Source organism: Sporosarcina sp. 6E9, assembly GCF_017921835.1.
Classification (GTDB): domain Bacteria; phylum Bacillota; class Bacilli; order Bacillales_A; family Planococcaceae; genus Sporosarcina.
This window is the reverse complement of sequence record NZ_JAGEMN010000005.1, coordinates 48,440-72,852: the sequence shown is the minus strand read 5'-3', so window position 1 is coordinate 72,852 and position 24,413 is coordinate 48,440. Positions and strand designations below refer to the sequence as shown.

The 24,413-nt window shown below is 41.5% G+C and carries 31 protein-coding genes; 25 read left to right on the top strand and 6 right to left on the bottom strand.

Features of this window, described 5'->3' with window-relative positions; translation table 11 throughout:
* Positions 1-14 precede the first annotated feature (14 nt).
* The 6 genes from J4G36_RS15890 to J4G36_RS15865 all read left to right on the top strand — a co-directional run bounded on the left by J4G36_RS15890 (position 15) and on the right by J4G36_RS15865 (position 4,531).
* Positions 15-461, top strand: coding sequence for an urease accessory protein UreE (locus J4G36_RS15890; protein ID WP_210471378.1), 447 nt, complete (start codon positions 15-17; stop codon positions 459-461).
* Complete coding sequence (locus tag J4G36_RS15885; RefSeq protein WP_246880669.1) at positions 403-1,143, top strand: urease accessory protein UreF; 741 nt, start codon at positions 403-405, stop codon at positions 1,141-1,143. Before J4G36_RS15890 ends, J4G36_RS15885 begins: the two co-directional genes overlap by 59 nt.
* Before the next feature lie 17 nt (positions 1,144-1,160).
* Positions 1,161-1,790, top strand: coding sequence for an urease accessory protein UreG (ureG, locus tag J4G36_RS15880; protein WP_210471377.1), 630 nt, complete (start codon positions 1,161-1,163; stop codon positions 1,788-1,790).
* The gene (locus J4G36_RS15875; RefSeq protein ID WP_210471376.1) at positions 1,783-2,589 is read left to right on the top strand and encodes an urease accessory protein UreD; all 807 of its coding nucleotides are present in this window, start codon (positions 1,783-1,785) and stop codon (positions 2,587-2,589) included. Before ureG ends, J4G36_RS15875 begins: the two co-directional genes overlap by 8 nt.
* Before the next feature lie 247 nt (positions 2,590-2,836).
* Positions 2,837-3,316 carry an acyl-CoA thioesterase gene (locus J4G36_RS15870; RefSeq protein WP_210471459.1) on the top strand — a complete coding sequence of 160 codons (480 nt, stop codon included), beginning with the start codon at positions 2,837-2,839 and terminating at the stop codon, positions 3,314-3,316.
* Between the two features lie 264 nt (positions 3,317-3,580).
* Positions 3,581-4,531, top strand: coding sequence for a hypothetical protein (locus J4G36_RS15865; RefSeq protein ID WP_210471375.1), 951 nt, complete (start codon positions 3,581-3,583; stop codon positions 4,529-4,531).
* Here J4G36_RS15865 and J4G36_RS15860 read toward each other — a convergent pair whose 3' ends face one another.
* Positions 4,532-4,900, bottom strand: coding sequence for a VOC family protein (locus tag J4G36_RS15860; RefSeq protein ID WP_210471374.1), 369 nt, complete (start codon positions 4,898-4,900; stop codon positions 4,532-4,534).
* A 164-nt stretch (positions 4,901-5,064) separates the two neighbouring features.
* On the opposite strand from J4G36_RS15860, the gene J4G36_RS15855 reads away from it, so the two are divergent.
* The 11 genes from J4G36_RS15855 (at position 5,065) to J4G36_RS15805 (ending at position 15,485) form a co-directional block, all read left to right on the top strand.
* The gene (locus J4G36_RS15855) at positions 5,065-5,799 is read left to right on the top strand and encodes a sulfite exporter TauE/SafE family protein (protein ID WP_210471373.1); all 735 of its coding nucleotides are present in this window, start codon (positions 5,065-5,067) and stop codon (positions 5,797-5,799) included.
* Between the two features lie 147 nt (positions 5,800-5,946).
* Positions 5,947-6,726, top strand: a complete 780-nt coding sequence (locus J4G36_RS15850; protein WP_210471372.1) for a hypothetical protein — start codon at positions 5,947-5,949, stop codon at positions 6,724-6,726.
* A 1-nt stretch (position 6,727) separates the two neighbouring features.
* A complete protein-coding gene (locus J4G36_RS15845; protein WP_210471371.1) occupies positions 6,728-7,537 on the top strand; it encodes a hypothetical protein in 810 nt (269 codons plus the stop codon).
* Positions 7,534-7,902 carry a GntR family transcriptional regulator gene (locus J4G36_RS15840; RefSeq protein WP_210471370.1) on the top strand — a complete coding sequence of 123 codons (369 nt, stop codon included), beginning with the start codon at positions 7,534-7,536 and terminating at the stop codon, positions 7,900-7,902. The genes J4G36_RS15845 and J4G36_RS15840 overlap by 4 nt, the downstream gene beginning before the upstream one ends.
* Positions 7,895-8,593: an ABC transporter ATP-binding protein gene (locus tag J4G36_RS15835; RefSeq protein ID WP_210471369.1), complete on the top strand. Its 699-nt coding sequence runs from the start codon at positions 7,895-7,897 to the stop codon at positions 8,591-8,593. Before J4G36_RS15840 ends, J4G36_RS15835 begins: the two co-directional genes overlap by 8 nt.
* 1 nt (position 8,594) lies before the next feature.
* Positions 8,595-9,518 (top strand): ABC transporter ATP-binding protein, encoded by a 924-nt coding sequence (locus J4G36_RS15830; protein WP_368668797.1) that lies wholly within the window; start codon positions 8,595-8,597, stop codon positions 9,516-9,518.
* Positions 9,496-10,425: an ABC transporter permease gene (locus tag J4G36_RS15825; RefSeq protein ID WP_210471367.1), complete on the top strand. Its 930-nt coding sequence runs from the start codon at positions 9,496-9,498 to the stop codon at positions 10,423-10,425. The genes J4G36_RS15830 and J4G36_RS15825 overlap by 23 nt, the downstream gene beginning before the upstream one ends.
* A gap of 523 nt (positions 10,426-10,948) precedes the next feature.
* Positions 10,949-11,908, top strand: a complete 960-nt coding sequence (locus tag J4G36_RS15820) for a nuclease-related domain-containing protein (RefSeq protein WP_210471366.1) — start codon at positions 10,949-10,951, stop codon at positions 11,906-11,908.
* 212 nt (positions 11,909-12,120) lie between these two features.
* On the top strand, positions 12,121-13,509 hold the full coding sequence (locus tag J4G36_RS15815; RefSeq protein ID WP_210471365.1) for a TldD/PmbA family protein: 1,389 nt from the start codon (positions 12,121-12,123) through the stop codon (positions 13,507-13,509).
* Between the two features lie 3 nt (positions 13,510-13,512).
* Positions 13,513-14,859, top strand: a complete 1,347-nt coding sequence (locus tag J4G36_RS15810) for a TldD/PmbA family protein (protein ID WP_246880668.1) — start codon at positions 13,513-13,515, stop codon at positions 14,857-14,859.
* A gap of 68 nt (positions 14,860-14,927) precedes the next feature.
* Complete coding sequence (locus tag J4G36_RS15805) at positions 14,928-15,485, top strand: hypothetical protein (protein WP_210471364.1); 558 nt, start codon at positions 14,928-14,930, stop codon at positions 15,483-15,485.
* A gap of 70 nt (positions 15,486-15,555) precedes the next feature.
* Here the strand turns inward: J4G36_RS15805 and mscL are convergent, their stop codons facing one another.
* The 3 genes from mscL to J4G36_RS15790 all read right to left on the bottom strand — a co-directional run bounded on the left by mscL (position 15,556) and on the right by J4G36_RS15790 (position 16,843).
* On the bottom strand, positions 15,556-15,936 hold the full coding sequence (gene mscL / locus J4G36_RS15800; protein WP_210471363.1) for a large conductance mechanosensitive channel protein MscL: 381 nt from the start codon (positions 15,934-15,936) through the stop codon (positions 15,556-15,558).
* A gap of 64 nt (positions 15,937-16,000) precedes the next feature.
* Positions 16,001-16,513 (bottom strand): hypothetical protein, encoded by a 513-nt coding sequence (locus J4G36_RS15795; RefSeq protein WP_210471362.1) that lies wholly within the window; start codon positions 16,511-16,513, stop codon positions 16,001-16,003.
* An 18-nt stretch (positions 16,514-16,531) separates the two neighbouring features.
* Positions 16,532-16,843 carry an MGMT family protein gene (locus J4G36_RS15790; protein WP_210471361.1) on the bottom strand — a complete coding sequence of 104 codons (312 nt, stop codon included), beginning with the start codon at positions 16,841-16,843 and terminating at the stop codon, positions 16,532-16,534.
* A 92-nt stretch (positions 16,844-16,935) separates the two neighbouring features.
* Between J4G36_RS15790 and J4G36_RS15785 the strand changes: the two genes are divergently transcribed.
* From J4G36_RS15785 to J4G36_RS15775, 3 genes are all read left to right on the top strand, one after another.
* Positions 16,936-17,382, top strand: coding sequence for a hypothetical protein (locus tag J4G36_RS15785; protein WP_210471360.1), 447 nt, complete (start codon positions 16,936-16,938; stop codon positions 17,380-17,382).
* A 14-nt stretch (positions 17,383-17,396) separates the two neighbouring features.
* Positions 17,397-17,789, top strand: a complete 393-nt coding sequence (locus J4G36_RS15780) for a VOC family protein (RefSeq protein ID WP_210471359.1) — start codon at positions 17,397-17,399, stop codon at positions 17,787-17,789.
* A gap of 79 nt (positions 17,790-17,868) precedes the next feature.
* The gene (locus J4G36_RS15775; RefSeq protein WP_210471358.1) at positions 17,869-18,096 is read left to right on the top strand and encodes a hypothetical protein; all 228 of its coding nucleotides are present in this window, start codon (positions 17,869-17,871) and stop codon (positions 18,094-18,096) included.
* A 98-nt stretch (positions 18,097-18,194) separates the two neighbouring features.
* On the opposite strand, the gene J4G36_RS15770 is transcribed toward J4G36_RS15775, so the two are convergent.
* Positions 18,195-18,830 carry a phosphatase PAP2 family protein gene (locus J4G36_RS15770; protein WP_210471357.1) on the bottom strand — a complete coding sequence of 212 codons (636 nt, stop codon included), beginning with the start codon at positions 18,828-18,830 and terminating at the stop codon, positions 18,195-18,197.
* 40 nt (positions 18,831-18,870) lie between these two features.
* On the opposite strand from J4G36_RS15770, the gene J4G36_RS15765 reads away from it, so the two are divergent.
* Both J4G36_RS15765 and ytxJ read left to right on the top strand, forming a co-directional pair.
* Positions 18,871-19,440 carry a glycerol-3-phosphate acyltransferase gene (locus J4G36_RS15765; protein ID WP_210471356.1) on the top strand — a complete coding sequence of 190 codons (570 nt, stop codon included), beginning with the start codon at positions 18,871-18,873 and terminating at the stop codon, positions 19,438-19,440.
* 64 nt (positions 19,441-19,504) lie between these two features.
* Positions 19,505-19,837: a bacillithiol system redox-active protein YtxJ gene (gene ytxJ / locus J4G36_RS15760; protein WP_210471355.1), complete on the top strand. Its 333-nt coding sequence runs from the start codon at positions 19,505-19,507 to the stop codon at positions 19,835-19,837.
* Between the two features lie 105 nt (positions 19,838-19,942).
* Here ytxJ and J4G36_RS15755 read toward each other — a convergent pair whose 3' ends face one another.
* Positions 19,943-21,079, bottom strand: a complete 1,137-nt coding sequence (locus J4G36_RS15755) for an amidohydrolase (RefSeq protein WP_210471354.1) — start codon at positions 21,077-21,079, stop codon at positions 19,943-19,945.
* Positions 21,080-21,307: 228 nt separating this feature from the next.
* On the opposite strand from J4G36_RS15755, the gene desA reads away from it, so the two are divergent.
* From desA to J4G36_RS15740, 3 genes are all read left to right on the top strand, one after another.
* A complete protein-coding gene (desA, locus tag J4G36_RS15750; protein ID WP_210471353.1) occupies positions 21,308-22,360 on the top strand; it encodes a Delta(5) desaturase DesA in 1,053 nt (350 codons plus the stop codon).
* 299 nt (positions 22,361-22,659) lie between these two features.
* Positions 22,660-23,796, top strand: a complete 1,137-nt coding sequence (locus J4G36_RS15745; protein WP_210471352.1) for a sensor histidine kinase — start codon at positions 22,660-22,662, stop codon at positions 23,794-23,796.
* Entirely contained in the window at positions 23,793-24,398 is a 606-nt protein-coding gene (locus J4G36_RS15740; protein ID WP_210471351.1) for a response regulator, read from the top strand. The genes J4G36_RS15745 and J4G36_RS15740 overlap by 4 nt, the downstream gene beginning before the upstream one ends.
* The last annotated feature ends 15 nt before the right edge of the window (positions 24,399-24,413 follow it).

The following is a 24,413-nucleotide window of genomic DNA, read 5'->3' as shown; positions in this document are numbered from 1 at the left end:
ATGGAGGTTGCACAATGCTAATTGAACAAGTGATAGGAAACGTAGGCAATGAAGAAGAAATTGCCGGCAAGAAGACCGAATGGATCGAGCTTGACTGGGAAGAACTGAGCAAGCGCATCCTCCGCACTGAAACTGACAATGGAACCGACGTCGCTCTGAGGCTGAATCAGGAAGAACCGCTTCAATACGGGGATATCCTGTTTGAAGATGCGGAACGCCGGATAGCAGTCCGAACAAAAATGGAACCCGTTATCGTTATCAGTCCGAAAAACATGACGGAAATGGGGAAAGCAGCATTTGAATTGGGTAACCGGCATACGCCTTCCCTAATTGATGACAACGAAATTATCGTGCGTGCGGACCATACATTGAATACATTATTAGATGAAGTGGGTGTTTCGTATGAAACGACTGAAAGACGATTTAAACAGCCATTCAAATACCGCGGCCACTCCCACTGACTTAGCACTTTTACAGCTGTTTCAAATTCATGATTCAGCTTTTCCAATTGGCTCTTACACGCAGTCTTATGGAATGGAAACGTATATACAAGCAGATCTTATTCGTACAAAAGAAGATTTAATCGAGTTTTGTACGTCTTTTTTGTTCAATAATTTAGTGCGGAGCGATGCGATTCTTATTCAAGAAGCATATGCTGCCGCATTGAACCAGGATATGGACAAGCTGTTGGAACTTGAACAGTTATGCGGTGCGATGAAACTAGCAAAAGAATCACGCGAAGCGAGCGTGAATCTTGGCAGGCAGTTTATTCGAACGGTTTCTCCATTGGGGACCGACGAATTTCTTGCGGAATGGAACGAACTCATTGAAGCGAAATCTATCAAAGGACATTACGCTGTTTTGTATGGCATTTATAGCGCGACAACAGGTGTCAGTGTGCACCACGCGGTTATGATGTATTTATACGCTTCGGTGAGCGGGCTCGTTCAAAATGCGGTTCGTGCCGTTCCATTTGGCCAAAATACGGGTGTTCAAGCGATAAATGAATTAATACAACCCGTGACAGAGGCTGCGGAATTAGTTTCGACATTGACGATAGAGGACATTAGCAATAATGCGCTCGGAATCGAACTTGCTTCGATGAGGCATGAGTATTTATTCTCAAGATTATTTATTTCTTAACTAAAGGAGTTTTTACTATGAAACCAGTACGTATTGGAATCGGCGGACCGGTTGGCTCGGGTAAGACATCACTTGTAGACCAACTGACACGTGCGATGCATAAAGATTATAATATCGGTGTTATAACGAATGATATTTATACACGAGAAGACGCGCAGTTTTTAATGACAAATGGTGTTCTTGGAGAAGACCGCATTATCGGTGTTGAAACTGGCGGATGTCCGCATACGGCAATCCGTGAAGATGCTTCGATGAACTTTGCGGCAATCGATGAAATGAAAAACCGTTTTGAAGATCTCGACATTATTTTTGTGGAAAGCGGCGGGGATAATTTATCCGCTACATTCAGTCCGGAGCTTGTCGATGGGTATATTTATGTCATTGACGTTGCAGAAGGGCAAGATATTCCGCGTAAAGGTGGTCCTGCATTAACGCGTTCGGATCTTTTATTGATCAATAAAACGGACCTTGCGCCGCATGTAGGTGTTGATCTCGATTTAATGGACAGCGATACGAAAAAAATGCGTGGTGGTCGCCCGTACATTTTCGCAGACGTGAGAACGCAAAAGAACGTTGATAAAATAGTCGAGTGGATCAAGCATCATATGCTTTTAGAAGGAGCTAAGCCTGTTGGTGAAAATGGGTAATCCCACGCGCATGCATCATAACGGAAAACTAGATTTGGAATTCGAACTGCGAAGGGGTATTACGCGGATGCCTCATGTTTACCAACAACCTCCGTTAAAAGCCAGCCGTGAGTTGTACGAAGGGAAAGACCCGACGGCGACTGTTTACATTATGGAATCTTCGGGCGGTATGGTTTCGGGTGACCGTAATGATATCACGATCAAGCTTGCACCGGATAGCCGCGTCCGATTAATCCAACAATCGGCGATGAAGATTTACCCTTCGCATACTGGGGAAACCTGTTTTTATAAATTAGACGTTGACATCGAAGAACGCGCGCGTCTCGAATGGATGCCAGAAGTCATTATTCCATTTGTCGATGCGAAGTTTCAAATGGATACAACCCTTCGTGTGGCGGCTGATTCTACGGTGTTATGGGGCGAAATTATCGCGCCTGGACGTGAGAAACGTGGCGAGATTTTTGACTACGAGTCGTTTCGCTCAAACTTTAAGATATTTGTCGAAGGCGAGTTAATCGCATTTGATTCACTCCATTTTTCACCTCGTGAATTGGATCTCGGCGGCATGGGTGTTCTTGAAGGTGCGATGTACATCGGGTCTGTTTGGCTAGTGACGCCAAATATCGATGCTGTTGACATCCGTGCGTTACAAGAGACGCTGCGCGAGGAAGAAGGATTGCAAGCAAGCATGACGCGACTGGAAGGAAATGCAATTCATTGCAGATGGCTGGGTCGCGATCAATGGGCGTTGCAAGAAGAGATGAAACGAATTTATGCGTTGTTGGCGAAAATGGTGTAAAGGTGGACCTCGAGTTGTGGGGTCTGCCTTTTTTGTTTTTGTGTTGTTTGGTCGTTTGGATGGGGGGATTGGTCGCATTTGGATGTGTGTTAGTCGTTTGGAGTCGGTGATTGGTCGTTTGCGGATATGCTTTAGTCGTTTCGAAGTAATTATTGGTCGTTTGGACATTTTGCGCCGGAAAAGCTGTTCAACAGTAGGAATACGGGGTATATTGGAATTGAGATTGCATAGAAAAGGAAATGATAAAATGTCTGAAACACGATTAATGAGCCAATCCCGCACAATTCAAACGAAATTAGTATTACCTCCTGATACGAATCATTTACAAACCATATTCGGTGGGAAAGTGCTTGCCTATATCGATGAAATTGCAGCAATTACCGCGATGAAGCATTCCAATAGCGCTGTGGTTACCGCATCCATTGACCGCGTCGACTTTGTATCAGCTGCTTATGTAGGTGATGTATTGGAGTTGGAGGCGGTTGTGAGTTCAACTGGGCGCACCTCCATGGAAGTGCATGTGCTCGTTCACTCAACGAATTTATTGACGGGCGTGAAGCGGCTAACGACGGAATCCTTTTTGACGATGGTTGCGATGGACGAAAACAAAAAGCCATCGCCTGTTCCAGCAGTCATACCAGAAACTGAAGCTGAAAAAGCGTTATACAATATGGGGCCCGCGAGAAGAGAACATCGTCAAGAACGAATTAAAACGAACCATTATTAACAATGCAAAAGTCCGCGTTTCATTGCGGACTTTTTATTTTAACCAATATATTTGTCGGGATCATTCAACTTACTTGTAAATTCCGTGAAGGATTCAGCAAATACTTGAAAGTTATTTCCGTCGCCATCATCCGGCTCGACATAGACGACATTTGGAATGTCGCGCTCCGCATAGTTGTTTCTTCGAGAAGTGTTCAGGATATTCCTTCTTCTTTGAAACCTTATTCGCACAAATACGTATAAATTAATAAAGGGGGCGGTGTCAATGAGAGAAGACATTCATGAGCGGCAGTTGGCGTTGACGATGAAACGGACGGAACGAAATCGTGTAAAGCGGAGGCTTGACGGAGCGGAAAAACAATTGAAGGAAGCGCGCTTAATCCGCGATCGTTTTCATAAACAACTCACAAAAGAACAGCAGGACGTCGCGAAACTCGGTCGATTTTCATTTGCCAATAAAATAAGTGAGTGGACTGGAAAATGGACTGAAAAAATGGAGAAGGAAATTGCAGAAGCTGCGGAAGCAGAACTAAAATACAACGAAGCTGAAAAGAATCTTGTAGACCTCGAAGCCGAAGTAACAAGATTAAGAGCAGATATGAAAAACCCGGACTTTGCCTACATTGATGAAGACTGGGCGGATTTTTTAAAAGAGAAGGAAACATGGATACGCAGGTATGATTCCGCGGCGAATAGCACGCTGCAAAAGATTGCTGATGAGCGTGTGACACTGCGTTCTATTTTGCGTGAAATTGATGAAGCACGGGATGCGGGAGCTAAAGCGAGCCGTGCACTTGGTGTGGCCATCGATAAGCTCGGTTCAGCGGAAGGCATGTCGGTTTGGGATACGTTTCTTGGCGGCGGACTGATTGTCTCGGCGTTAAAATACTCGGAAATTAATAGTTCGGACGACTATGTTCACCGCGCCCAGCGTGCATTGCGACATTTTGAAACGGAGTTAATGGACGTTCAAAACGTCGCGACAGAATCTTTTGTGGTGAACAAAAATGATATCTTTACGTTTACGGACATCTTTTTCGACAATATCTTTTCGGATTGGGCAGTCCATTCGCGGATCACGGACGCGAAATCCAAGCTGAATGACGTGTTAAGAGACGTGCGGCGAGTCCAAGATGACCTGGCAAGAAAGCGAGACGAAATCATTCATGGCTTGGAAAAGCTCGATATACAAGAGCAGGAAATTATTGAAGCGTGATCAATCAAATTCTAGAAACTCGATGCGATTGCCAAATGGATCATGCGTGAAAAAACGGGAACGACCTGCGATAGGCAGTTCTTCACTGATTGCGTAGCCGGACGCTTCTAATCGACTTTTAAGTGATTCAAGCGCATTCACGGTAAAACCTGGATGGGCTTTTTTTGCTGGCGTAAAATCTGGTTGGATGCCGATATGCACTTCCATGGCACCAACTTGGAACCAACAACCACCGCTTGCTTGCAGGTTTTCTGGTTTGGGAATTTCCTTCATCCCAAGAATTTCACCGTAAAACGCACGCGCTTTGTCTTCGGATCCTTTTGGTGCTGCCATTTGGATATGGTCAATACCTGTTAAAAATGTATGCATATGAACTCTCCTCCTCATAGCTTTAGTATACTGTTAGCGCTTAGAAATCCCAATGACCGTTTTTGGAATTAACCTCATAAGGAAACCTTATGTACTTAATTTGAAACAATCGAATTACCTAATCAGTGAACTAGCCGTATACTTGTAGTAAGGCGGTGGCTGATTTGGATTATGTATTATTATATTTTATCGGCGTGGTGGCGATGACGCTAGGTACGCTTGCGGGTGGCGGCGGTTTAATAACTGTTCCGGCCATGCTCTTGATGGGGATTCCGATTCATTCCGTCATTGGGGCGGGGAAAATATCGACAACCGTTAGCTCGTTTTCAACATTTATAACGGTTTTATTAAAAAAGCAGATTACCTTGAAAGAATCAGTTTGGATTATTCCTGTGTCGCTAACAGGCGGATTCACAGGTGGCTTTATCGCCACGCGGTTGACGGAAAGTACGATGTATACCGTTGCTGTTGTGCTTTTAATTTTCGCATTTTTAACTTCATTCTTTTCAAAAGCTGATTTCACGGGCGAGGAAGATTTGCGGCCGACCAAACTGGCCGTGCCGGGATTGTTTAGCATTGGCCTGTACGATGGCATGTTTGGGCCGGGGCAAGGAACGCTTCTGCTGTATTTATTCGGTCATCTTCGTATTGCGTACCTCAGAGCAATCGGTTTCGTTCGATTGGCCACGTTTTCTAGCGGTTTTGGAGCGGCAATAAGTTATATTGCCATGGGAAAAATCATTTGGCCGATTGCCTTCGCGCTTATGGCCGGATCATTGTCGGGCGCACAAATCGGTGTCCGCCTTGCGGAAAAACTGAACCCGCGACATGTTAAAATCCTTTTACGCTGCGTCACTGTCGCACTGATTATTCAACTCATTATAAATCGGTTTATTTGATTGGTACGCCTCTTCTGCACCTGGAAGAGGTGTTTTTGTATAATCAAATTCAAATAATTAATAATATTTTCGAATAAACACTTTACTAATTACATACGCATAGTGTACTATATAACTAATACACCAATACGGAAAGGTGATGAACATATGAAACAGTGGAATGGGTTGTGGAAGAAAGAATGGCTTGCGATGAAAGGCTGGTTTTACGGATCAATCATTACGCAATTATCTGGTGTCCTTTTTCTGTCGTTTGTCAGTACTATCATAATGACGGAAGTAAGTATGTTCGAGATTTTGCCGATATTTAATGGGGTTTGGGGAGTGATGCTCGGCGTTATTTTACCGACAACTGTTTTGTTGGTCTCATTGAATAAGGAAATGCATCGACCGGACATCTGGCTTCATTCAACGTCCCCGCCAGTTAAACTTTTCGGCGTTAAGATGCTATTTGCTTCAATGATTGGATTTGTGAATATACTGCTCCCACTTATGATTGTTCTTATCGCATCAAGGTTTTCAGTGTTTCAAATATCCATGCCATTTAACGTGCTACTTCAAATTGGAACGATAGTGGCTGTCATGTTCTTTTTGTTATCAATTTTTATCATGTGCATGGGTTTATTTCTTGGGGTGCTCTATCAATTATTAAAACCAGTTGTAAAAGGGTTTTCAGGACCAATCGTTGTGATCGTCTTTTTGTTTTTATCTTGGTTGCAAGCGAGGTTAGCGGAATCGGAAATTTATAGGAAAATGACTCATTTCGGTCAGTTGAATCAGGAATATAGCTTTGACCTAGAAAAAGAAAATTTCTTCTTTGAATTCGCAAGTATGGAAATCTATGCGGGTGAATTGCTGATTAATTTTGTAATAGCGGCTTTGTTTTTTATAGTTGCAATCACTTTATTCGAAAAGAAAGTGAGGCTTTAATATGGACGTAAAACGCTTGAAAGGGTTACTGCAAAAAGAATGGGTTCTTTTAAAGTGGGGAATTCTCGTCCTGTTTATTGTGAACGTCGCAGTTGTGGTGGCCGTGCCTCCGCTGATTAACCGTGCATTCGATTTGCCGATGAATACGTTTGAAAACGCGCTGATCATATCGGGTACTTGGTTTGTATTTTCGATGTTTATAAGCGTAAGTATTTTATTGACAAGTCTTGAGAAGGAAATGAAACAACCCGATATTTGGTTGCATTCTCCTGTGCCAATGTGGCAACTCGTTGGCGTTAAAGCCGTATTTGCGGTAGCGGTGACGGGGTTAATACTCGTATTGAATGGTGTTCTATTAAGTATATTGTTTATAATGTCTGATGCGTACGGAGCGATATCAAGGTTTGACGGGGCGCTGTCAATGGCCAGTGTCATGATTGCAATCTTTTTGAAGTCAATTTACATGATGGGTTTTGGTTTTCTGTTCTGGTCGTTTTATCAAATCGGCCGTTCGCGGTCAAGACGCTTATCAATCATTTTCACCACGCTCTTCTTTTTCGCAGGTGTTTTTACGGGATCCGTAATTGCAGAGTTGTTTAGATCAATAGAGCTTCTAACAACAATCAAAGGGTTTGGCTCGGTTAAATTAACAGGATTAGCTTTTTATAACGAACATAACAGTAATTTTTTCACGGGAATTGTACCTGATGGCGTCATCTTCTCGGTTGGTGGCCTTATCCTTTATGGTGCCTTAACTTTAATCTTTTTCGCGGTGGGTGCCAAGTTGTTTGAGAAGAAAGTGAGGTTATGACGATGGATTTTCTTCCAGATAAACCAATTTATCAGCAACTGATGGACCGGATTATCGGCGATATTATTCGTGGATCATTGATGCCTGGCGAGAAATTGCCGTCGGTTAGAGAGTATGCCGTTCAAGCTGGTGTGAATGCAAATACGATGCAACGTGTCTATAAGGAGCTGGAGCAAATGGAGATTACCGAAACGAAAAGGGGGCAGGGATCTTTTGTTACAGAAGATATTCGGAAAATCTCTGGGCTCCGTGACGAAATGAAATCACAACTCATCGCGTCATTCATTCAAAATATTGAGGCGCTTGGTTTTACGACGTCTGAAATGGTGGATTATTTAACGAAACGGGGTGGCGAAAATGATTGAGCTGAAAAAAGTTTCAAAAAAGTATGGCGGACAACAGGCGCTTCATGATATCGATTTGATAATTCCAAAGGGGAAGATTATTGGGTTGGTCGGTGAAAATGGAAGTGGGAAAACAACGCTTCTAAAATTGACGGCTGGTTTATTAACGCCGGATAGTGGAAAAGCGTTATATGGAGGCGCAACGATTACACGAAAAATTGCCTCTGAAATTGCCTATATGCCGGATACGGACCTTTTCTATCCATACTTTACTGTCGAGCAGCTTTTCGACTTTTATGCTACACAGTTTGAAGATTTTCATTTGATTAAAGCAAAGGAAATTGCGCAGTTTTTGAACGTGAGTCTTGATTCGAAAATAAAAAACTTGTCAAAAGGAAATCGCGGTCGGGTTAAAATTGCGGTCACGCTTGGTCGTGAAGCGAGTTACTATTTGTTGGATGAACCCTTCTCTGGGCTGGATCCGATGGTGCGCGATGATATTGCGAAAGGGCTTATCCGTTTTACAGATACAGAACGCCAAACAATCTTGATGTCGACGCATGAATTAAAAGAAATGGAACCTTTGCTCGATGAAATCGTAGTACTTAAAGAGGGGCAAATAATCGCGCAAGAGGCGGTTGATGAAATCCGTGATACACACGGGAAAGATGCCACGAGTTGGATGGTATCTTTGTTTAGAAAGGGGTCATAATGTGGGTGTAAAACCAGTAGTAGAGTTGAAGAATTTATCGAAAACAATCGGTAAGAAAAAAATCATCGATAATTTGAATCTGTCGTTGTATCCAGGTCAAATTACAGGGTTTCTCGGGCCGAACGGGGCTGGGAAAACAACAACAATCCGGATGATGGTTGGATTAATGAAACCATCTGAGGGTGATGTATTAATCGAGGGAAAGTCATTAAAAGAAGACTTTGAAGGCAGCGTTTCAAAGGTCGGCGTTATTGTCGAGAACCCGGAGATGTATAAGTTCATGTCAGGGTATAAAAACTTGCTTCATTTCGCAAGAATGCATGACGGCGTAACAAAAGCGCGAATTGACGAGGTTATTGCGCAAGTTGGCATGCAAAATCGAATTCATGAGAAAGTGTCGACGTATTCACTTGGGATGCGCCAACGACTTGGGCTTGCACAAGCTCTTTTACACCGACCGAAGTTTTTGATACTCGATGAACCGACTAACGGACTAGATCCGGCGGGAATTCGTGAGTTCCGGATGTATTTGCGTAAGATTGCGCAGGAGGAAGGCGTTTCAGTTTTTGTTTCCAGTCATATGTTGTCTGAAATTGAATTGATGTGTGATCGGATTGCGATTATCCAAAATGGAAAGTTAATCGATGTCGAAGAGACGGCTGATACCGAAAAATCGCATTACTATATCGAAGCTTTGCCAACTACCTTGGTTGAAAGCATACTAGTAGCAGAAGGTTTCACGGTTGAATTAAATAATGATGGATTTATTATCGAGGCTGAAAAAGAACAGATTCCAATGCTAATGAAAAAACTTGCTATGGAAGAGATTGAGCTGTTCGCGGTTAATCCGTATCGTAAAACGCTTGAAGATCAATTCTTAGAAATCACAGGAGGTGGCCAAATTGCTGAAGCTCATACAAAATGAATGGATGAAATTATGGCATAAAAAAGCGACTTGGATTATGGCCATACTACTTGTTGTCGCCATTATAGGACTTTCTGGACTTACAAAACTGTCCGAACGATTTACAGACACGACTTGGATTGAGGAGATGGAAGCAGATGTTGTTCAAATGGACGAACAACTTGCATCACCTGATTTAACGGATGATGAACGAGCTGAAATAGAGGCCGAGAAGCAAGGTTTAGTAGAAACGATTGTTATGAACGAAGAATGGAGTCAACCAGGAAGTCGTGAAAGAACCATCGTTGATGCATACGGGACCATGTCGCTTGTCACGTTGTTCACGATTATTGCTTCAGCTGGTATCTTGGCGTCCGAGTTTTCACAAGGGACGATAAAGATGTTGTTATCAAGACCCGTGAAACGGTGGAAGATATTAACCTCTAAGTATTTAACGATTTTATTGTTCGGATTGTTATTAACCGTACTCGTGTATGTATTTACCATCATCAGCGCATTTATCTTTTTCCCGTCAGCGGAAGGTAATTCAATTATTTGGAGCGGCTCAGATTTGGCATTGTCGGCGATTTGGGGCAAGTCAGCCTATATGATGTTCTTATCGCTTATCAATGTGTTCATGATTTCAACGTTTGCCTTCATGGTCGGATCGGTTTTCCGTTCTACCTCATTGGCGGTTGGTTTATCGATTTTCTTATTTTTCTCAGGCACGATGATTGTTTTGTTCCTGGAGAGATTTGAAATTGCGAAGTATATCTTCTTTGCCCATGATTTGACGCAATATGAGCTTGGTTTCAAAATGTTAGATAGCAACACGATGGGGTTCTCGGTCGTAGTTGTGAGTGTGTATGCCATTTTGTTCCTTGCAATTAGTTATTTAACGTTTAATAAAAGAGACGTAACGGCATAAATGAAAAAAGGGTTATCATCAATTTATGATGATAGCCCTTTTGAGTTCGTATGATTTACTTGTCGCTGCTGAACGTACGAATCAGACCTGCAGTCGTCCCAACAATGACGAAAGCGAATAATGTGAACATAATGTATAAGAACCACATGTGAGCATTTCACTCCTTTGTCGATAAATCTCTTTCCTATAGTATATCATTACTTATCGCAGTGGGCAATCAGGGGATGTGGCGGAAATGTTGGTGAGGTGGGTGGCGTGGGTGGTGCGAAGGTCATGACTTGCAAGCAAAATCGCTGGAGTGCAAGCAAATGGCTGCTAACTGCAAGCAAACTACATAGTTGTGCAAGCAAATAGTAGTTGAGTGCAAGCAAAACCAGTCCAAGTGCAAGCAAAGTTTTCCCGGTCACTTTTTTATGAGCAAAATTCATTTTTGATGCCTTGATTGAGGGCAAAAATCAATCTTCACCCAGTATATGGTAAACGGTTTTATCCTGTGTTACGCTCATCTTGGAGGTGAAAGTTGATGATAGTTAAAACAGGATCAACCCCGTATAAATTGTTCGGATTAGAAGCATTAAAACGTCGATTACCGCCAAGTCGTTCCAAGGAAATTGACTTTGACGAAAAAATTCGAATAGCCAACGCAGGAATAAACGGAGAAAAAGTTCTAGAAGCGATCTTCAATAAATACAAGTTAACATTTGACCATGCCATTTACCACGGGATGAACCTAAGATCCACGGGGAAATTTCAAGTAGACAATTTATTTTTGTCTCGGCAAGGTGTTTTTATTTTAGAAGTGAAAAACATTAAAGGTCGTATTCGTTTTTCGGAAGAAACAAATCAAATGATACGAACCCTAGACACTGGTCAGGTAGATGCATTTGAATGCCCGTCCGTACAATTGGAACGCAATCGTTATCTTCTTGAGGATTGGTTTCATAGTAGAAATTTTTCCATACCCATTCATACAGCGGTAGTCTTTCCTAATCCAAGGCAGCTCGTTGAAAATACCCGCCCCCACCTGAACATTCTATTTCCAAATGAAGTCCCAACCATGCTTAGAAAACGAGATTCAAACCCGCCTGTTATAGACCTTAAAACCTTTAGACGTGTTGCTAATGAATTGTTAGATGCCCATAAAGATTATAATCCTTTTCCGATATGCAAAAGCTATCAAATTAAACCAGATGAAATTAGAAGTGGCGTCCAATGTGAAAAATGCGGGTCACTAGGAATGCAACGTATCGTAAAGGGGTGGGGGTGTAACACTTGCCGTCATATTAGTAAAACTGCCCACATCCAAGCGATAACTGATTGGTTTATGCTTGTAAGCGAAACCATGAATAATAGCGAGTGCAGGGAGTTTTTACATATTCCAAATAACTACACGGCTAGTAGATTATTGGGCGAACTTCCACTTGAAGCTGACGGCGTGAACAGGGGAAGATTTTATCGCTTTCCTTTGGAACGTATGAGGTAGTAGTAAGGTCCCGACTGGCAAGCAAAATCGCTGGAGTGCAAGGAAACATCGGTTAAGTGCAAGCAAAACAGTGATTAGTGCAAGCAAACCACTCACTAGTGCAAGCAAAACCTTTTTCCTTTTAGAATTAATTAAAAATACTAAACTATTAAAGAAATCACTTTCGTATTGTGGTAGATTCGTTATACTAAATACAAGGGGGGAATAAACACATGATTAAACAATCCATTATCGAAAATGTAATCGAGGTCGCATTATCGACGGGCGGCGATTTTGCTGAGGTGTTTGTGGAGGATCGCTATGCAAACACATTGGCACTACAAGACAATAAAATTGAAAGAAGTATATCGGGACGCGATTTCGGTATCGGAATTCGAATTTTTTCGGGCCTTCAAAACGTGTATACATACACAACCGATTTTTCGGAAGAAGGATTAATAAAGGCGGCTAAAAAAGCAGCGTTGGCGATAAAAGGTGGGGGAAGTGGCACCATTCATCCGCTTCAAAAAGAAATTATCAAGCCAATCCACACGATTGCACAAATGCCGCAAACGGTAAAGCACGCCGGGAGGGCGGCTGTGATGAAAAAAGCGAATGATATTGCACGAAATTACGATGAGCGCATTCAACAAGTCGGCTTGCGCTATATTGACGAGGAACAAAACATACTCATCGCAAACTCCGAAGGAAAGTTCGTGGAAGACACGCGGGTTTATAGTCGATTGGCGATTCAAGCGACGGCATCTGATGGTGTAGAATTGCAAACTGGCTTTTACGGACCGGGCGCCCATGCGGGTTTTGAGTTTATTGAAAACCTGGACCTTGATTATTATGCGGGCGAGGCGGCGCGTATTGCGGTGACGATGCTTGAAGCCGATGAATGTCCGAGTGGGAAATTTCCTGTCATTATTGACAATGAATTCGGCGGCGTTATTTTTCATGAAGCATGTGGCCATGGCCTTGAAGCGACTTCCGTAGCGAAAAACAACTCGGTCTTCGCAAATAGAATCGGTGAAAAAGTGGCGCCGGATATCGTGACGTATATCGATGACGGGACACTTCCGAATGAATGGGGTTCGCTCAATATTGATGATGAAGGTGAGAAGACGCGTAAAAATATTCTTATTGAAGATGGTATTTTGAAAGGTTATCTCATCGATAAATTCAACGCACGCCGTATGAATGCGGAAGCAACAGGTTCTTCGCGCCGTGAATCGTACAGGTTTAATCCGACATCACGGATGACAAACACCTATATCGCGCCTGGGAAATCAAAACCTGAAGATATTATTGCGTCAACGGAAAATGGAATTTATGCGAAATATATGGGGGGCGGCTCGGTGAATCCGGCAACAGGCGACTATAACTTTGCGGTTTCAGAAGCCTATCTTGTGAAAAACGGAAAAATCGACCGACCTGTCCGCGGTGCAACATTAATCGGGAATGGTGCAAAGACGCTGCAAAAAGTTGATATGGTCGGGAACAATCTTGCGCACGGAGCGGGAATGTGCGGATCAATCAGTGGAAGCTTGCCTGTAAACGTCGGCCAGCCGATGATTCGAGTCAGTGAAATAACTGTCGGCGGGACAAAGGGGGAATAACGAATGATGACGATTCATGAATTTCAAGAGAAGTTGTTGTCTGAAGCGGTGAACGCTAATTTCAAGGAAGCTGAAATTTTTTATAAAAAGACGGAATCATTCCAATGCATGATTTTTGAAGGGGAAATCGATACTTACGAAACTTCTGTAGAAGGTGGGCTCGGATTTCGGGGGCTTCATAACGGAAAAATGGGTTATGCATACACGGAAAAAATAGAGGAAGCATCGATTCCTTTCTTAATCGAAAGCGCGATTGCCAATGCCGATGTTCTTGATGAAGATGACGGCACCGACATTTTTGAAGGTAGCGATAGTTATAACGACCATGGATTTTACAGTGAAGAACTTGCGAATATCCCGACTGCTGAAAAGATTGAGCTGATTAAGTCCATCGAAAAGAAAGTTCTCGCTTACGATCCGCGCATCACTACAGTTAATTATTGCGTGTTGCAAGAGTTTTCAGAAGACCGCATGATGGCGAACAACAAAGGCCTTTCATTGAATGAAAAGAAGAACGGGATTCTTGTTTTCATTTCAGCCGTTGTTAAAGAAGGCGATGAAATGAAAACAGGCATGACTTTTGAGATGACGCGAGACTATCAATCACTTGATGCTGATCGAATCGCAAAAGAAGTTGCGGAAGAAGCTTTATCTCATTTAGGTGAAAAATCGATTCCGACAAAGAAATACCCGGTCATTATGAGATATGATGCTGCTGCGTCTTTACTTGCTACATTTACAGCCATATTTTCAGCTGAAAACACGCAAAAAGATCAGTCTTTATTAAAAGGAAAAGTCGGCACGGAAATCGCATCTTCAGTTTTCACATTGATCGATGACCCGTTTCACGCTGAATCAATTATGGGGGCGAATTTTGACGGGGAAGGCGTTGCGACTAAAAAACAAACCATCGTTTCGAACGGAAAACTTGAAACGCTTCTTCATAACCGGAAAACAGCTAAAAAAGACGGTGTAGAAACGACGGGGCATGCGCATAAAGAATCCTACAAAGGAACACTTTCTGTTGCGCCGATTAATCTGTATATTGCACCTGGCGTCAAAAGTAAGCAGGAACTAATCGAATCAGTGGAGGAAGGCGTTCTTATCACAGATTTAGCCGGTCTACATTCGGGAGCCAGCACAATTTCGGGCGATTTCTCGGTTGCGGCTACGGGTTTCTATATTAAAGACGGAAAAGTAGCGTCGCCGGTGAAGCAAATGACGATTGCCGGAAACTACTATGAGTATATGAAAAACATTGTAGAAACAGGTTCAGATTTAGAATTTGCGCCGGGCGGTTTTGGCTCGCCGTCACTGCTTGTGAAAGAGCTTTCTGTCACTGTTGATTAATTAAATAGTAGCGCCCTTCGATTAGAGGGCGCTATTTTCATGGCTCTTTAGAATAGGGGGGTGAAATAATGAGAGATTATGAAACAAGGCATTTATTTTTAGCTGCAGCCATCGTCCTACTAATATTATCGCCTTTTGTCTTGTTGGTTTTGCCCACTGGAGTTATTGGTGCGTTGTATCATTCTAAGTCTCAATTGGTTTTATATGTGATGAGTAAGAGTTATCTCGTTTATGCAGCGGGACTTTTCTTCTTGTTCTTAAGTGTGTTCGTGATCTTTTTACTCTGGGGGAAAAAGTCTGTTGTCCTGGTGAGCCTTACTTGTTTAATCTTGAGTGGATTTTCTTTTTTCATTGCGGCTCAACACTATATCTCAATAGGTTCTGATAAATTATCATACCGTATGTTATTTTCTACAGAAGAACATACCTACCACTGGAATGAAATCGAAAGAGGTATCTATTACGAAGATGAGCACGAGAAAGTGGCACCAACCTATGAATTTGTTTTTACTGATGGTAATTCAGTTAAATTACCTGAAAATGATTATTTACAAGAATACAAATACATGATTAGAAACTTGATAAAAAATGCAGGCACTGAGTTGGAAGAAAAGTTTTATGAATGAAATGACTTAATAGGATCAAAAAAAACGCTCAGACTGAGCGTTTTTTTGGTGTAGGTTGTCCTACTCTGCTTTATTGCATTTTTTGCTCTTTCAACAAGTCACGAATTTCTATTAGAAGCGCTTCTTGTGCATCGATTTCTTCGACTTCTTCCACGGCTTCCTCTTTCTTCTTGAATTTCGAAAGCAAACGGATCACCAAGAAAATAACGAAGGCAACTATCAAGAAGTCAATGACAGATTGTAAGAATTCACCGTATGTAAAATCTGCATTGAAATATTTTTTATGCATGCCCGAGACATCAATGCCACCTGATACCATGCCGATAAGAGGCGTAATAATATTTTCTACTAATGAAGACACAATCTTTCCGAATGCTGCACCAATTACAACCGCAACAGCTAGATCAAATACGTTTCCTTGAAATGCGAACTCTTTAAAGTCTTTCCACATAGTCTTTCACCTCCTTGTAAGTAGTGCTTATTCTTAATACCCATATTGACAAAATGTAAACTGGTTATTCTTGGACAATCGTAAATTTGTTAGTTTCAAGATTTAATTGGACTAGAAGTTGGTCGTCAACTTCTAAATCCCAGATTTTTATGCGAGCGGTTAGCTCATTCCCGTCTATTGATAGCATCTCAAACTTGACTAAATCCCCGAGAGGTTGGTTTTCGAGGAACGATAAAATTGCCGAACTCAATTTTATACTATTTTCATCCTTAAATAAAGTGACTTTTTTCAGTGTACCTTGACTAGGGTATGATTCTCCAATGTGGCCATCGTTTACATAGCTGATTAAATCGCCTGCTTTTAAGTCTTCGTTTGTTAACCGCTTTCCTGTTTGTGTTCGGATTTTCGTTTTATCCGTAATTCTCCACAGCGTTTCATCAGCAAGAATGGTTTCGTGGTCGACCATCACGATAACCGAAGTCTTTTCAATCAAATCTTCCGATGTCATCGTCGCCTTCCCGCAACCGAATAATAGGCTGACGCTAAAAAATACGATGACGCTTATCGTTCTTTTCATCGAATCCCCCCAGTTAGATTATCCGTCCTCTGCATCAAGCGGAAACCAACGATAACGAGCCAAGTCAATTTTCCCGTTGAGACTAAATTCCACACCTTCTGCCTCAAGTAATCCCCGTTGGTCTTTTCCAGAGAAAGAAATTTCTCCTTTTGCATTAATAATTCGATGCCAAGGAAGTTCGTGTTTTTCACTCATCGAATGAAGGATCCGAACAACTTGCCGTGCGCCCCGTGGATTTCCGGCAGCCGCCGCGACTTGTCCATACGACATGACATATCCCGGAGGAATCGCTTGAATAATATGAACGACGCGCTTTGTAAATAAATTCATAAAATAAAACTCCTTAATTTGAAATGAAACTATTAATAATCCTGATACGTATAGTATACTGAAAATTACGAAAGAGGGGAAGGGGATTGAGGATGGATCAAAAGCTATTTAAGACAGGGGTTATCATAAAAGTTGTCGGAGTCATTGTTATTGTATGGGGGTTCATGCAAGGAGTTGCTTATCTTCCCGAATACGTGAGGGATTTTGGGATGATGGGATTAACAACAATTTTTGCGCCAATGGTCAGTGGACTTCTAATTTACGGTTTCGGTGAAGTCATCGATTTATTACAACAACTAGTTGATAAAGGGAAGCCGAAAGAAGAAGAGCACTCTGTTGTAGTTCCAAGTGTTCCATTTTACGCCGAATCGGAAATCAAAGACTATTATAAAGAAAAGAAGATTGAAATTGGCGCAATCCAACTAACAAATAAAAGTGACATCTTTTCAGTTGAGGTAGACGGAAAAACCGAATACGTTGAACTCACTGGGTTTAAACCAAAAGTGCTTTCAGAAGAAGAAGTAGAAAAACTGAACTAAAAAGGGGCATTACCATGACTTATCAAAATCAAAAAATCACGCCGTTATTAATGTTCAATGGCAATGCGGAAGAAGCGATGACCTTTTACACGACGATTTTTGAAGATGCGGAAATACGAAGTATTCTTCATCAAGAAAACGGTCTGGTCATGCACGCAATTTTTACAATGAACGGTCAAACATTCATGGCAATTGATAACGGGAACGAAAATGACATTCCTTCCACATCCGCGTTATCTTTATTTGTGACGTGCGCAACTGAACAAGAAATCGATACCATCTTCAAAAAATTAGCTGAAGACGGGAAGATTCTAATAGATTTAGCCCCGTCTCCATTTAGCGTGAAATTCGCTTGGGTAGAAGATCAGTACGGCGTTTCATGGCAATTAAACCTTGAAACCCAATAAGAAAGCCACCAAGTTAATTTACTGGGTGAAATGGTAAATAAGTAATCAAGGTAAAATCTAAGAAGGTGGTTGAAATTCTATGAAAAAAATGTTGTTTGGGTCAATCATTCTTTTATGTGGAACAATAGGATTGATTGTAATCTTGGCACTTTCAGTTAACAACCCATGGGATTATAATGGCATTACTGGAATTTATGGTTTTTTACTTGGTTCTCAAACATTGTGGGCTTTTGTTTTATTTTGTTTAATGTTTATTTCAGGTGCATTTATTTCCTTTTATGAAGCATATTTTAGCAAAGATAAATAACTTATAAATAATATCATCCGACCTATAAAGTCGCATAACGATCTCGAGTCGTTATTCGGGTGTATCTTTTCATTTGGTTTCCCAAAATTGTCAAACACCTATCGCCTTTGATATAGCGCGTAAACCGTAACAGCAATCGTCACCCAAAACCCACTCGCCATCAGCCCGCCAGCAACATCACTTGGGAAATGAACACCCAGATAGATTCGGCTTGTCCCAATCATGATTATCATAAACGCGGCAAATACAATCAGCAGAACCTTTCCCAATCTCGTCTCTATATTTCGCCATGCAATATAAGCGATAATGACATAAAGACTGAATGCCATCATCGTATGTCCGCTAGGAAAGCTATAGCCATTGGCGTCCATGATTCGATGAATTACCGGACGTTCCCGTTTGAAATACAATTTTAAAAGATGATTAAAAGTAACGGTTCCTGCAATCACGACAACGAGTAGAAATGCTTGATGACGCTTTTTAAAAACAAAATACAATAATATAGCAGCAATTACTGTAATCGGGGCTACAACATATCCTGAACCAATCCACGTGAAAATAGTCATAATGGTCGTAAGCCAAGGTGTTTCAAGTCCTTGAATCGCATTGATTATGATGGAATCGAAACTTGATAGGGAATCAACTCCAATGGTCGTTGAAAAATAGCCAAATAATATTCCGAACCCAATACATAATATAAAAGCAATTAAAAATCTGAGTGAAAGTTGTTTCATAGTATTCTCCTTTTATTCGCATAGATAAGGGGCGGTCTGTATGGTGTTGTTTAGTTTGCTAATCAGCTCGTATTTACTGGGAAACCTATTATCGGCTTCCTTGCTGAGCAGGTATTATTACAAAGAAGACATCCGCATTAAAGGTAGCGGAAATCCTGGAGCCCGTAATGCAGGCCGGCTTTATGGTAAGAAAGCGTTTGTAGCGATATTCATCGGCGATGCACTGAAAGGTGTCCTCGTTGTCTTAGCCGCTCGACTTTTTGGCTTTGATCAGCTCATTGAACTTCTTGTACTACTTGCTGTCGTAGCAGGACATGTCTATCCAATCCTGTTCAAGTTCCGTGGTGGAAAAGGCGTATCGACCTTGATTGGCGGTCTTCTCGTATTCAGCCCACTCGTATTTGCTGTGTTTGTAGGTGTTTTCGCTGTCTTATACCTGTTCATGAAGAATTTCACTGCAGCCGGAATTAGCGCAATAATTTCATTACCAATTATTTTGCTCGCATTTTCTTATCATACCCCATTTATTCTGTTCGCATGTTTACTCAGCGGAATTATTCTAATCGCTCATCGCGAGGACTTACGAATGATGCGCCAAACAGGGAACTAGACAACGCGTGCAAAGTATTATATATATTGATTACGAGTAAAAAAGAGTTAGGGAGATGATTGTGATGAAAGAGCTACATACAATTGAGGAATGGGAAGACGTTTTGGCAAAATCGAAGGACGAGCCTATCCTGCTTCTGAAACATAGTACAACCTGTCCGATCAGTACAACGGCATTTAATCGGGTCGAGAATTTTGAAACGGATCTTCCGAAATTTTGGTTGAAAGTTCGTGAAACGCGCCCGGTTTCCAATGAAATCGAAAGCACTTTAGGTGTTGAACACCAGTCTCCGCAACTATTCATTTTGAATAAAGGGGAAGCGGTTTGGAACGCATCTCATACTGTCATTACAGACAATGAAATCAATAGAGGTTTGAAAGAAAATAGCATCGATTAAATAAAACTTGTCCACATGTGGGCAACTTAATATGCAATCTAATCTATTCACAATGTGGAAAGAGCCGTCCAATTTTTACTGGAAGGCTCTTTTCTATTTGTGCATTTATTTTTGGTAAACAACTTTTCCTTCTATATAAGTCGTTTCGATTGTTGAGCGCAGATCAAAAGGATCGCCATTCCAAATAACGAAATCAGCATCTTTTCCTTTTTCAATCGAACCGACACGATCTTCAACACCGATATGTTTCGCCGCATTCAGGGTAATTGCTTCCAATGCTTTCCCCTCTGAAAATCCATTTTTCACCGCAAGAATAGCGCTCGTCATTAAATGCTCAATTGCAATAACCGGATGATCGGTCGTGATGGAAACTGGAATGCCTGCTTCAGAAAGTGTAAGGATTGTGTTCCATCCTTTATCGGACAACTCCGTTTTCGAACGAGGGGACATTGTCGGTCCAACAGAAACTCTGACATCGTGTTGCGCGATGAAATCAGCAATTTGATGGCCTTCCGTGCAATGCTCAATCGTTAAATTTATACCAAATTCTTTTTTAATACGCAAAACGGTTGCGATATCGTCCGCACGATGCGCATGAACGCGTAGCGGGATTTCTTTACGTAATACTTTCGCAATATTTTCTAGACCAAGATCACGACCACATGTATTCGTTTTTCGATCTTCGATGTAATTTTGCGCTTCAATTAGGTTTTCACGAAGGCGTGCTGCCAATCCCATTCGGGTTGTCGGCATTTTGCCTTTACTGCCATAAACACGTTTTGGATTTTCCCCCGTAGCCGCTTTCAACCCTGAAGGATTTTTCACAATCATTTCATCGACAACTTTTCCAACTGTTTTTACGACAACCATTTCACCACCGATGACGTTCGCGCTGCCAGGCATGACTTGTACGGTCGTTACGCCGAAACGTCTCGCGTCTTCAAATCCGGTATCGGCCGGGTTAATCCCGTCAATCGCGTTTACTTGTGGCGTGGATGCTGAACTGGTTTCATTTACATCTTGACCATCTTGACCGATCCCTTGCTCAGTTAACCCAAGATGCGAATGAACGTCTATCAGTCCAGGTGTAATGATTTTACTATTGACATCCACAACCCTTGCTCCCTCGGGAATATTGATTGTCGATCCAATATCAGCAAACTTTCCATTTTTAATAAAAATAGTTCCCTCAATCACTTTGCCTGTTCCCGTGTAAATCTTTGCATTTTTTATGTATACCATTGTCATTCCTCCCCATGCTAGTATAACTTAAAATACCTAATTGCCGAAATAGTTTAAATGTTTCCTGCGATTAATTCGAATAAATGATAGCAGTAAATCACATCATACATGACAGTTGTCATATTAAAGTGATGACATTTAGGTCTGATATTTACTCGAGAAACACTTTAATATGGTAAGTAAGATATGAAAGAGCGAATAAGTATGATTCCCAAGGAGGAACAAAAAATGAGTAAAGAAAAAACAATGAAATTACACAAAAATGTTGCCCCTTTTGCAAAGTCTGATAAAAAGAAAAGTATCATTCAATTAATAAACACGATTCCACCGCTATTGATCTTTTGGTTTTTAGCGTATCAAAGTTTGTCGGTGTCATTCTGGTTGATGCTCCCGTTTGCGATTATCGCGGCAGGATTCGTCATTCGAACATTCATCATATTCCATGACTGTACGCATGGATCATTTTTCAGAAATCGAAAAGCAAATGATATCGTCGGAACCATTACAGGTGTTTTAACACTATTCGCCTATTCAAAATGGAAACGCGAGCATGCAATCCATCACGCTTCAAGTTCAAATCTTGATAAGCGCGGTGTAGGTGATATTTGGGTTATGACTGTTGATGAATACGTAGCAGCATCGAAATGGACGCGTTTTACGTATCGTTTGTATCGTAATCCACTCGTCATGTTTGGAATTGGACCGTTATTTCTTGTCCTGATTTCAAGCCGTTTCAACCGAAAAGACGCGAGACAAAAAGAACGTAACAATACGTATCTGACCAACGCAATTCTCGTTGTACTATATACGCTGTTGATTTTATTAATCGGATGGCAAGCGTTTGTCATCGTTCAAGGAACAATCATGTTTGTAGCAGGAGCTCTAGGCATTTGGTTGTTTTATATTCAACATACGTTTGAGGACTCTTACTTTGAAGAAGAGTCGGAATGGGATTATGTGAAAGCTGCTGTCGACGGAAGTTCGTACTATAAACTCCCGAAAGTATTGCAGTGGGCGACTGGAAACATTGGTTTCCACCACGTTCATCACTTATCGCCACGCGTACCGAATTACAACTTAGAAGTCGCGCATGAATCTGTACCACCACTTCATAACGCAACGACCATCACTATTAAAACAAGTTTAGAATCGCTAAAATACAAACTTTATGATCCGAAGAAAAAAGGATTCGTTACATTTGGTGAAGTGAAAAGCATGGTGCGAAAAGCGAGTCGCTCCATTGATTTAAAACCGAAACGCACAAGTTTCGAAGGGAAATAAAATTGCTAGGCAGCCACCTTTGAATTGAGGTGGCTGTTTTTTTGATGACTTCGCACTTTCTGTGAGGGGCTTAAGGCCTGTTTTGCTGATATATGTGGTAAAGGTGCGGATATCGTGTTGATTTCCGCTGATATACTTCTCAAAGTCGCAGATATCGGTCAAATATGTACGGATATCAATAAAAAGTAAAATTTCAATCTCCGTCTGTAGCAAAACATAAACTTAATTATCATAAATTGGTTAATTTTGTAGGAATATTTGGTACAATTGGAATAACAATTAGGACGGTGAGTGGAGACATGAATAGTTGGTACAGTATTTTTCCGAAAAGTCCGTGGCTTAGCATTTATGCTTGGGCTGTATTTTGTTTATTACCGTTCTTTTTTATATTTAGGTCATCATCGCGGCTTGAAATCGCGATTGGCATATCTTTATTGCTATTATTTTTCTTATCTTATCGTTTTTCATACAAGTCGAAAAGTGGACTTGTCTATATGTGGATTAGCTTCGAAATCCTCATTAATGTTGTCATGACTTTGTTGTTCGGTTATTTGTACTTATCCATATTCACGGCATTTTTCATTGGAAATATACGAAATCCAGTCGGTTTTTTCATCATGTATGGTCTCCATATTGCCTTTACGATTGTGGCGATTGTGTTTGGTTTCTTCATTGAAATCGACTTGTTTTTACCGCAAATTCATTTTATCCTGATCTCTGTTCTAGGAACGGTATTGTTGCCATTCAACTTGTACAATCGAAGCAAACGCGAAAAGTTGGAAGGTCAATTGGAACATGCGCATGAGCGTATTTCAGAGTTAATCATTCTGGAGGAACGAGAACGAATTGCGCGGGACTTGCACGACACGCTTGGACAGAAGTTATCGCTTATCGGCTTGAAAAGTGACCTCGCTGCGAGACTAGTTACGAGAAACCCGACAGCTGCCGAAAAAGAACTGTTAGATATTCGACAAACCGCAAGTACGGCGTTGAAAGAAGTGCGGGATCTTGTGGATGATATACGAATGACAAAGCTAAAAGATGAATTGATTCGCATTAGGCAAATTGTAAAAGCTGCGGAAATGGTGTTAACGGTAAAAGGGGATCCTGAGAAGATGGACATTCCGCCGTTAGTCGAAAATGTGTTAAGCATGTGTTTGAAAGAGGCTGTGACAAATGTTGTGAAACATAGTTACGGCGCGGAATGCCATATTGAATTCGAGCATTCAGTCGATGAGTTTTTGATTCGCGTGGAAGATGATGGAATTGGGATTCCGGGTAAAGGGTTTAATCTCCCTGGAAACGGCTTAAAAGGCATTCGAGAACGGCTTGATTTTGTAAATGGACGTTTAGAAATTGATGGAAATCCAGGGACAAGGTTAACGATTCGTGTTCCGGATATTATTAAGAAAAGTGCAGAAGGGGGATTGACGTGATACGTATTGTTTTAGCGGAAGATCAGGGGATGCTGTTGGGCGCATTGGGCTCTTTACTGAATATGGAAGATGATATGGAAGTCGTGGGCATGGCGAAAAACGGGGAAGAGGCTGTTCAGTTAGTTAACAAGCACGAACCCGATATTTGCATAATGGATATTGAAATGCCTGTCATGACTGGGTTAGATGCAGCAGAATCACTACAAGGTTCGTCTTGCAAAATTGTCATTTTGACGACGTTCGCGCGCTCTGGTTATTTTGAACGTGCTCGAAAAGCGGGTGTGCGCGGTTATTTATTGAAAGATAGTCCGATTGAAGAACTGGTGAGCTCGATTCGAACCATTATGGATGGGCGTCGGATTTATGCGCCTGAATTAGTCGATATTGCTTTTGACGATGAAAATGAAAACCCTTTGACGGATCGCGAAAGCCAAGTGCTCGAGCTTGTTTCAAAAGGAAAGACGACGAAGGAAATCGCGGGAGAATTGTATTTAACGCCGGGGACAGTTCGAAATTATATCTCTACGATTTTGGAAAAACTAGGCGTCGGCAATCGAATTGAAGCAATTTCTCGATTTAAAGAAAAAGGTTGGTTCAAATAGAGAGGAAGAGTGCTA

Bases quoted from the DNA above. Each gene is read 5' to 3' on its own strand.
- J4G36_RS15890 (WP_210471378.1), top strand. From the start codon at position 15: ATGCTAATTGAACAAGTGATAGGAAACGTAGGCAATGAAGAAGAAATT.
- J4G36_RS15885 (WP_246880669.1), top strand. From the start codon at position 403: ATGAAACGACTGAAAGACGATTTAAACAGCCATTCAAATACCGCGGCC.
- ureG (WP_210471377.1), top strand. From the start codon at position 1,161: ATGAAACCAGTACGTATTGGAATCGGCGGACCGGTTGGCTCGGGTAAG.
- J4G36_RS15875 (WP_210471376.1), top strand. From the start codon at position 1,783: ATGGGTAATCCCACGCGCATGCATCATAACGGAAAACTAGATTTGGAA.
- J4G36_RS15870 (WP_210471459.1), top strand. From the start codon at position 2,837: ATGTCTGAAACACGATTAATGAGCCAATCCCGCACAATTCAAACGAAA.
- J4G36_RS15865 (WP_210471375.1), top strand. From the start codon at position 3,581: ATGAGAGAAGACATTCATGAGCGGCAGTTGGCGTTGACGATGAAACGG.
- J4G36_RS15860 (WP_210471374.1), bottom strand. From the start codon at position 4,900: ATGCATACATTTTTAACAGGTATTGACCATATCCAAATGGCAGCACCA.
- J4G36_RS15850 (WP_210471372.1), top strand. From the start codon at position 5,947: ATGAAACAGTGGAATGGGTTGTGGAAGAAAGAATGGCTTGCGATGAAA.
- J4G36_RS15845 (WP_210471371.1), top strand. From the start codon at position 6,728: ATGGACGTAAAACGCTTGAAAGGGTTACTGCAAAAAGAATGGGTTCTT.
- J4G36_RS15840 (WP_210471370.1), top strand. From the start codon at position 7,534: ATGACGATGGATTTTCTTCCAGATAAACCAATTTATCAGCAACTGATG.
- J4G36_RS15835 (WP_210471369.1), top strand. From the start codon at position 7,895: ATGATTGAGCTGAAAAAAGTTTCAAAAAAGTATGGCGGACAACAGGCG.
- J4G36_RS15820 (WP_210471366.1), top strand. From the start codon at position 10,949: ATGATAGTTAAAACAGGATCAACCCCGTATAAATTGTTCGGATTAGAA.
- J4G36_RS15815 (WP_210471365.1), top strand. From the start codon at position 12,121: ATGATTAAACAATCCATTATCGAAAATGTAATCGAGGTCGCATTATCG.
- J4G36_RS15810 (WP_246880668.1), top strand. From the start codon at position 13,513: ATGATGACGATTCATGAATTTCAAGAGAAGTTGTTGTCTGAAGCGGTG.
- J4G36_RS15805 (WP_210471364.1), top strand. From the start codon at position 14,928: ATGAGAGATTATGAAACAAGGCATTTATTTTTAGCTGCAGCCATCGTC.
- mscL (WP_210471363.1), bottom strand. From the start codon at position 15,936: ATGTGGAAAGACTTTAAAGAGTTCGCATTTCAAGGAAACGTATTTGAT.
- J4G36_RS15795 (WP_210471362.1), bottom strand. From the start codon at position 16,513: ATGAAAAGAACGATAAGCGTCATCGTATTTTTTAGCGTCAGCCTATTA.
- J4G36_RS15790 (WP_210471361.1), bottom strand. From the start codon at position 16,843: ATGAATTTATTTACAAAGCGCGTCGTTCATATTATTCAAGCGATTCCT.
- J4G36_RS15785 (WP_210471360.1), top strand. From the start codon at position 16,936: ATGGATCAAAAGCTATTTAAGACAGGGGTTATCATAAAAGTTGTCGGA.
- J4G36_RS15780 (WP_210471359.1), top strand. From the start codon at position 17,397: ATGACTTATCAAAATCAAAAAATCACGCCGTTATTAATGTTCAATGGC.
- J4G36_RS15775 (WP_210471358.1), top strand. From the start codon at position 17,869: ATGAAAAAAATGTTGTTTGGGTCAATCATTCTTTTATGTGGAACAATA.
- J4G36_RS15770 (WP_210471357.1), bottom strand. From the start codon at position 18,830: ATGAAACAACTTTCACTCAGATTTTTAATTGCTTTTATATTATGTATT.
- J4G36_RS15765 (WP_210471356.1), top strand. From the start codon at position 18,871: ATGGTGTTGTTTAGTTTGCTAATCAGCTCGTATTTACTGGGAAACCTA.
- ytxJ (WP_210471355.1), top strand. From the start codon at position 19,505: ATGAAAGAGCTACATACAATTGAGGAATGGGAAGACGTTTTGGCAAAA.
- J4G36_RS15755 (WP_210471354.1), bottom strand. From the start codon at position 21,079: ATGGTATACATAAAAAATGCAAAGATTTACACGGGAACAGGCAAAGTG.
- desA (WP_210471353.1), top strand. From the start codon at position 21,308: ATGAGTAAAGAAAAAACAATGAAATTACACAAAAATGTTGCCCCTTTT.
- J4G36_RS15745 (WP_210471352.1), top strand. From the start codon at position 22,660: ATGAATAGTTGGTACAGTATTTTTCCGAAAAGTCCGTGGCTTAGCATT.